Below are 7,472 nucleotides of genomic sequence, written 5' to 3' on the forward strand. Positions count from 1 at the left end.
GCCGCGCCCCTGCCCATGCCACACAGCGACGACGCGTCCAGGCCGGACGCGATGCTCCAGCACCAGATCACGATCCCCGACGACGTGCCCATGGTCTTCCTCCTCGGCCAGCGTGACGAGGTCCTCCGGGCGGTCGAGTCGGGCTTCCCCGCCGTCGACATCCACGTCCGTGGCAACGTCGTGTCCTTCTCCGGCCCCGCCGGTGACGTCGCGCTCGCCGAGCGCCTCGTCGACGAGCTCGCCGAGGTCGCCCGCAGCGGGCAGGCGCTGACCGCCGACGCCGTCGAGCGTGCCATCCGCATGCTCACCGCGCCCACCGCCGAGCGGCCCGCCGACGTCCTCACCTTCGACATCCTCTCCAGCCGCGGCCGCACCATCCGGCCCAAGACGCTCGGACAGAAGTCCTACGTCGACGCGATCGACGAGCACACCATCACCTTCGGCGTGGGCCCGGCCGGCACCGGCAAGACCTACCTCGCCATGGCCAAGGCCGTGCACGCGCTGCAGTCCAAGCGCGTCAACCGCATCGTCCTCACCCGTCCGGCCGTCGAGGCGGGGGAGCGGCTGGGGTACCTGCCCGGCACGCTCAACGACAAGATCGACCCCTACCTGCGGCCGCTGTACGACGCCCTGCACGACATGCTCGACCCTGAGTCGATCCCCAAGCTCATGGCCGCGGGGACCATCGAGGTCGCGCCGCTCGCCTACATGCGCGGGCGCACCCTCAACGACGCCTTCATCATCCTCGACGAGGCCCAGAACACCTCGCCCGAGCAGATGAAGATGTTCCTCACCCGGCTCGGCTTCAACTCGCGCGTCGTCGTCACCGGTGACGTCACGCAGGTCGACCTACCCAGTGGCACGGCCTCCGGGCTGCGGGTCGTCGAGGGCATCCTCGACGGCATCGAGGACGTCGCGTTCTGCCGCCTCACCTCGGCCGACGTCGTCCGCCACCGTCTCGTCTCGGAGATCATCGACGCCTACGAGCGCTGGGACGCCGGACCGAGCGGTGCCAACCGCGCCCAGCGACGGACCGGCGCACGCCGGGAGGGACGAGCATGAGCACCGAGGTCGCCAACGAGTCCGGCTACGAGGTCGACGAGGCGGAGTTCTCCGCGCTCGCGAGCTACGTCCTCGAGCAGATGCACGTCCACCCCCAGGCCGAGCTGTCGATCATGTTCGTCACCACCGACGTCATGACCGAGCTCCACGTCAAGTGGATGGACGAGCCGGGCCCCACCGACGTCCTGTCCTTCCCCATGGACGAGCTGCGTCCCGGCCAGCCGGGCGAGGAGCCCGTCGAGGGCATGCTCGGTGACATCGTGCTGTGCCCCGAGGTCGCCGCCGCGCAGGCCAAGACCGCCGGCCACAGCACGGCCGAGGAGCTCCTCCTCCTCACCACGCACGGCATCCTCCACCTCCTCGGCTACGACCACGCCGAGCCCGAGGAGGAGAAGGAGATGTTCGCGCTGCAGCGCAAGCTGCTGCTCACCTTCCTCGCCGAGCGCTGACATGGACGGACTGCTCTCCGACATCCCCGAGTGGTGGCTGCTCGTCCTCGCCCTCATCATGCTCGTCCTCACCGCCGTGCTCGTTGCGGCCGAGGCGGCGCTGCGGCGCATCGGGCGTACGGCCCTCAGCGAGCTGCAGGTCGCCGACCGGCCGCGCGCCGGCCGCGTCGAGCAGCTCGCCGACTCCCGTGAGGCGGCGCTGCCCGCGCTGGCCCTCGCGCGCGTCCTCGCGGAGATGACGACGGCGGTCGCCCTCACCCTCGTCGTCGCCGACCTCCTGCCCGAGTGGTGGCAGGTGCTGCTCACCGCCGTCGTCGTCACCGCGCTGCTCGTGGCCGTCGTCGCCGGCTCCGGGCCGAGGCGCCTGGGCACCCGCCAGCCCGGCCGCGTGCTCCACGCGCTGCTGCCCCTCGTCGGCGTCGTCCTCGCCGTCACTCGCCCCGCCGTCGCCGTCGCCCGGGCGCTGACACCCAAGCCGACGCTCACGGAGGCCGAGGCGCGCGAGGAGGCCGCCGAGGACCTGCGCGACATGGTCGACCGCGTGAGCCAGTCCGAGCAGCTCGCCGACGAGGAGCGCTCGATGCTCCAGTCGATGTTCGAGCTGGGCAGCACCCTCGTGCGCGAGGTCATGGTGCCGCGCCCCGACATGGTGACGATGGACGCCGACCGCCCGCTCACGAAGGCGCTGGCCCTGTTCGTGCGCTCCGGCTTCTCCCGCGTGCCGGTCGTCGGGGAGTCCGTCGACGACGTGCGCGGCATCCTCTACCTCAAGGACGTCCTGCGCCGTACCCACATGCGGCCCGACGCCGGCTCCGACCTCGTCGAGTCCGTCGCCCGCGAGGCCGTCTTCGTGCCCGAGACGATCCTCGTCGACGACCTCCTGCGCGACATGCAGGCGAAGAACTTCCACATCGCGATGGTCGTCGACGAGTACGGCGGCATCGCCGGCCTCGTCACCATCGAGGACCTTCTCGAGGAGCTCGTCGGTGAGCTCACCGACGAGCACGACCGCGCCGAGCCCGTCGTCGAGGAGCTCGACGGCGGCCTCGTCCGGGTGCCCGCGCGGCTGCCCGTCGACGAGCTCGGTGAGCTCTTCGGTCTCGAGCTCGACGACGACGACGTGGACTCCGCGGGCGGCCTGCTCGCCAAGGCACTGGGCAAGGTCCCGATCCCCGGGGCCGAGGTCGAGGTCGCCGGCCTGCACCTGCAGGCCGAGCGTGCCGGCGGACGACGCCGCCAGATCGCCACCATCCTGGCGCGGGCCGTCGAGGCGCCCGAGCCCAACGAAGAGGACGAGAGCTCATGACGTACTCGTGGCCCGAGGGCTTCCGAGCGGGGTTCGCCTCGATGGTCGGACGCCCCAACGCGGGCAAGTCGACCCTGACCAACGCGCTGGTCGGCCAGAAGGTGGCCATCACCTCCGGCCGTCCCCAGACCACCCGGCACGCGGTGCGCGGCATCGTGCACCGCGAGGACGGGCAGCTCGTGCTCGTCGACACCCCCGGCCTGCACCGCCCGCGCACCCTGCTGGGCGAGCGGCTCAACGACCTCGTGCGTGACACGATGAGCGAGGTCGACGTCGTCGTCTTCTGCCTGCCCGCCGACGAGAAGATCGGTCCCGGTGACAAGTTCATCGCCCGTGAGCTCGCTGAGCTGCACACCCCCGTCGTCGCCGTCGCGACGAAGAGCGACAAGGTGAGCCGCGAGCGGCTGGCCGAGCACCTCCTGGAGATCGACGCGCTCGGGGAGTGGGCCGAGATCGTGCCCGTCTCGGCCAAGCGGGGGGAGCAGGTCGACGTCCTCGCCGACGTCCTCCTCGGGCAGATGCCCGAGTCCCCGCCGCTGTACCCCGAGGGGGAGCTCACCGACGAGCCGGAGCTCGTGATGATCGCCGAGCTCGTCCGCGAGGCCGCCCTCGAGGGCGTGCGTGACGAGCTGCCGCACTCGCTGGCCGTCGTCGTCGAGGAGATCGTCGAGCGGGAGGGTCGCAAGGACCTGCTCGACGTGCGCGTCAACCTGTACGTCGAGCGGGACTCGCAGAAGGCCATCGTCATCGGCCGGGCCGGCTCCCGCCTGCGCGAGGTCGGCACCCGCAGCCGCCGGGGCATCGAGATGCTCCTCGGCACGCGGGTGTACCTCGACCTCCACGTCAAGGTGGCCAAGGACTGGCAGCGTGACCCCAAGTTGCTCCACCGACTGGGCTTCTAGCCCCACGGGGCCGGCCGCAGGCGTCGCGCACCGCTGCTTCCCGGGCATGCCCGTCTTTGCCGTGCTGGATCCGGACCCGCTGATGAACGGGATCCAGCACGCGTCGGCGTGGGCTCAGCCCGGGGCCGGTCGGAGGAGATCTCGAACGGCCGGCTGGAGAATGAGGCTGTACGGCAGCCGGCGAAGCTCCTCAGGCCTCACGTCCACGCCGCGCTGTGCGGCGAGCTCCTCGAGCCAGCTCCACGGGTGGGCCTCGCCCGGATCGTCGCCCTCGTCCGGGAGGAGTGCACCGAGGCAGAGCTCACGGATCTCGTCCTCGGTGAACGTCGGCGCGAGTTCCTCGCCGGGCGTGCCCACGGTGACGCCGCGGTCGCTGTGGAGCACCACGCGTTCGCCCGACTCGAGGTCGACGTACTCGCTCAGTGCGAGGCTCACGGACTGCGTCACCGGGTCCCACGGCAGCGCGACATCGCAGACGGCGCCGACCCCGACGACTGCCCCGTCGGCTGACGACGCAGACGTGGCCGAAGCGCGTCGGACTGCTCCTGGGAAGGGGTAGGCGGACCAACGTCCGGCAGTGGTCTCCGTCACGCGGGCGAGAGTAGTCCAGCGGCCGCGCAGGGGGCGAGGCGACCTGGCCCGGGCGGGCATGCGTCTACCCTGGCTCGGTGAGGTCGTGGAGAGTCGCCGTGACGGTGGTCGCGGTCCTGGTGTTCGGGCTCATCGGCACCGTCGCGGGCCCGGGCTGGCACCCCCAGCCGCTGGATCAGACGCTCGTCGTCCAGACCCCTGACGTCGCCATCGGCGGTGACGTCGCCACCGACCCGCTCGGCACCTACGAGACCCGCACCGAGACCTTCACCGTCGAGCTCGACGGCGCCACCGTCCGGGCCACCGTCCACGAGCCCGTCGGCGCCCCGGGCCTGCGCCCCGGCCTCGTGTTCATGCACGGCGCCGGCACCGCCACCCACGACAACTTCTGGCAGATCAGCGAGGCGCTCGCCAGCGCCGGCGTCGTCGCCATGGTCCCGGACAAGCGCATGGACACCTACAGCGCGCGCTACCGCGACTACCCCGCGATGGCCGAGGACTACATGCACAGCTTCCGGCAGCTCGCGGCCCGGCCCGGCGTCGACCCGGACCGGGTGGGCTTCTACGCCGAGAGCGAGGGTGCCTTCGTCGCACCGGTCGCCGCGGCCGAGCACCCCGAGGTCGCTCACCTCGTCCTCGTCTCCGCGCCCGTCGTCCCGGCGCGCGAGCAGTTCGCCCTCGCCACCGACACCTACCTGCGCAACCTCGGTGCCCCCGAGCAGCTCCTTCGCGCGGTGCCCCGGCTGCTCGGCAGCGAGATCCCCGGCGGCGGCTTCGTCTACGCCGATTTCGACGTCAGCCCCTACCAGCAGCGCATGGACCAGCCCGTCCTCATGGTCTACGGCACCGAGGACGTGTCGATGCCGGTGGTCCAGGCGCCCGCCAAGGTCATCGCCGACCTCGCCGAGGCCGGCAACAACGGCTACACGGTGCGCTACTTCGAGGGCGCCAACCACGGCATCCGCATCGACGGTGAGCTCGCGCCCGGCTTCCCGGAGGTGCTGGCCCGGTGGGTGCAGGGCCTGCCCGAGACCGCGGACGCCCAGCCGCGCTTCGCCGGCGGCCAGCCCGAGCAGCGCTTCCGCGCCGAGCCGGTCGACAGCCCCCGGTGGTACGCCTCGGGCGACATGATCGTCCTCACCCTCGTCGGCCCGCTCGCGCTCCTCGCCCTCGGGCCCGTGCTGTGGCTGCTCACCCGGCTCGTGCGCCGCCCCAGTGAGACCCTGCCCTCGCCGCTGGCCCGGACCACCGCGGCGCTCGCGATGGGCGTGCTCGCCGTGTGGACGCTCTTCGTCTCCTACCTCCTCGTCGTCGCGGACCTCGCCCTCAACTACGAGACCAACGACTTCGCCGTCCAGGGCGGCTGGCTCGGGGTACAGGCCGTCGCCATCGGGACGACGGCGGTGGGCGTCTGGTCCGCCACCACCTGGCTGCGCGTGCGGCGCAGCGGCGTGCGCACCGGGACGGTCGGCACGATCACGCTCGTCGGCGTCCACCTCGGGGCGCTCGTGCTGCTGCTCGCCGCGGGCTACTGGGGCGTCTTCCCCACGGTCTGGTGACCGCGGGGCGCTCCGCGCTCCCGTAGGATCCCCCTCGGAACAGCGAGAGGAAGCGGATGCAGATCCACTGGGGCGTGGCCACCGACGCGGGCGGCCGACGCCAGGCGAACGAGGACTCCGTGCTCGCGCAGCCTCCCGTCTTCGCCGTCGCGGACGGCATGGGCGGGCACGCGCGCGGCGACATGGCCAGCCGCACGGTGGTCGCCGAGCTGGAGGGTCTGGCCCGCTCGGACCGGCCGCTGCGCCCGGAGGACGTCTCCGCCGCGCTCGTCCGCGCTGGCGAGCGGATCCGCGACACGATGGCGGGGGAGGACGCGGTGGCCGGCACGACGGTGGCCGGCGCGATCCTCACCGAGGAGGACGGGCAGCCCTTCTGGCTCGTCTTCAACGTCGGCGACTCCCGCGTCTACCGCTGCACCGCCCAGGACCTCGAGCAGGTGAGCGTGGACCACTCCCTCGTCCAGGAGATGGTCGACTCCGGCACCATCAGCCGCGCCGAGGCCCGCCGCCATCCTCAGCGCAACGTCATCACCCGGGCGGTCGGCACCGGCAGCGTGCCCGAGATCGACTTCTGGATGCTCCGCGCCGGTGGCCCGGACCGGCTCGTCCTGTGCAGCGACGGCCTCTTCGGCGAGCTCGACGACGGCGAGATCGCCGAGATCGTCTCCTCCGCCGCCCACCCGCACGAGGCCGCCGCCACCCTCCTCGACCGCGCCGTGCAGGGCGGGGGCGCGAACGACAACGTCTCCGTCGTCGTCGTCGCGGCCGGCGGGGACGACGACGTCGACAGCACCGGGCGGCGTGCCGGCGAGGACCACGGGTCCACGATCCCGCGCGCCGAGGCAGGAGCCGGTCGATGACGGCGCACGAGTACCAGACGGGCGGCTGGACGGCGCTCGTGACCGACGGCGCACTCGCGCTGCTCCACCCCGGCGTGGCCGACGACGTCGCCCGCGAGCTGTGGCAGCTGACGACCACCGGGCGGCGCCTGGGTGCGTGGGTCGAGTACCTCGCCTCGCGGGGCATCGCCACGCTCCCGTCCTTTGCCATGGTCGAGGCCCACCCCGACGGCCTGCGGGTGCTCGTGCGCGGTGAGGTCGACGTCGAGATCGCCGGTCGCACCGTGTCCGCCCGTGGCTACGCGACGTGGCGCGAGGAGGTCGTGCCCGCGGCCACCGACGTCACGATCCGCGCCGCGGCCGACGACGGCGGGTGGCTGCCCCTCACCGGCGGCATCGTCCGCGCCGCCGCCGTGCGCCTCGCCGTGGACCAGGAGGTCCCCGTCGCGCCGGTCGAGGAGGAGGACGACGACGTCGAGCTCACCGTGGCCCGCATGCCTGCCCTGGCGGCAGCGGTCGCGGGTGCGTCTGCGGCCACGCCCGCCGAGGCGCCCGACACGGCCAGCGAGCTCTCGCCGACGGATGACTCGGCCCAGTTCGGTCCGCCCGCCACCGGCTCGGCCGGCGCCGGCACCGCCGCCGGGGCCGCAGCCGGTGCGGTCCGCACCGACGAGGACGCGAAGAGCGCCGCGGCACCGACGGCCGAGGCGCCTCCTGGTGCAGCTGACGCCGGGCTGACCCCCTCGGCGCGCGCTCCTTGGGGC

General features: G+C 72.9%; 7 protein-coding genes and 1 pseudogene. 7 read left to right on the forward strand and 1 reads right to left on the reverse strand.

What is annotated here, in order from left to right; all coding sequences use genetic code 11:
- Positions 1–15 precede the first annotated feature (15 nt).
- From ACWPXV_RS15225 to era, 4 genes are read left to right on the forward strand one after another with little or no spacing between them, the layout of a single operon-like run.
- The gene (locus ACWPXV_RS15225; protein WP_454086009.1) at positions 16–1,062 is read left to right on the forward strand and encodes a PhoH family protein; all 1,047 of its coding nucleotides are present in this window, start codon (positions 16–18) and stop codon (positions 1,060–1,062) included.
- Complete coding sequence (ybeY, locus tag ACWPXV_RS15230) at positions 1,059–1,511, forward strand: rRNA maturation RNase YbeY (protein ID WP_454086010.1); 453 nt, start codon at positions 1,059–1,061, stop codon at positions 1,509–1,511. Before ACWPXV_RS15225 ends, ybeY begins: the two co-directional genes overlap by 4 nt.
- Before the next feature lies 1 nt (position 1,512).
- A complete protein-coding gene (locus ACWPXV_RS15235) occupies positions 1,513–2,817 on the forward strand; it encodes a hemolysin family protein (RefSeq protein ID WP_454086011.1) in 1,305 nt (434 codons plus the stop codon).
- Positions 2,814–3,719: a GTPase Era gene (gene era / locus ACWPXV_RS15240; RefSeq protein ID WP_454086012.1), complete on the forward strand. Its 906-nt coding sequence runs from the start codon at positions 2,814–2,816 to the stop codon at positions 3,717–3,719. The genes ACWPXV_RS15235 and era overlap by 4 nt, the downstream gene beginning before the upstream one ends.
- A 114-nt stretch (positions 3,720–3,833) precedes the next feature.
- Here era and ACWPXV_RS15245 read toward each other — a convergent pair whose 3' ends face one another.
- Positions 3,834–4,154: a hypothetical protein gene (locus ACWPXV_RS15245; protein WP_454086013.1), complete on the reverse strand. Its 321-nt coding sequence runs from the start codon at positions 4,152–4,154 to the stop codon at positions 3,834–3,836.
- A gap of 233 nt (positions 4,155–4,387) precedes the next feature.
- On the opposite strand from ACWPXV_RS15245, the gene ACWPXV_RS15250 reads away from it, so the two are divergent.
- From ACWPXV_RS15250 to ACWPXV_RS15260, 3 genes and pseudogenes are all read left to right on the forward strand, one after another.
- A complete protein-coding gene (locus tag ACWPXV_RS15250) occupies positions 4,388–5,869 on the forward strand; it encodes an alpha/beta hydrolase family protein (RefSeq protein WP_454086014.1) in 1,482 nt (493 codons plus the stop codon).
- A gap of 56 nt (positions 5,870–5,925) precedes the next feature.
- A complete protein-coding gene (locus ACWPXV_RS15255; RefSeq protein ID WP_454086015.1) occupies positions 5,926–6,729 on the forward strand; it encodes a PP2C family protein-serine/threonine phosphatase in 804 nt (267 codons plus the stop codon).
- Positions 6,726–7,472: pseudogene (locus ACWPXV_RS15260) on the forward strand (hypothetical protein); the annotation flags it as partial. The gene ACWPXV_RS15255 and the pseudogene ACWPXV_RS15260, both read left to right, overlap by 4 nt.

This window comes from Georgenia sp. Marseille-Q6866 (genome assembly GCF_965111665.1).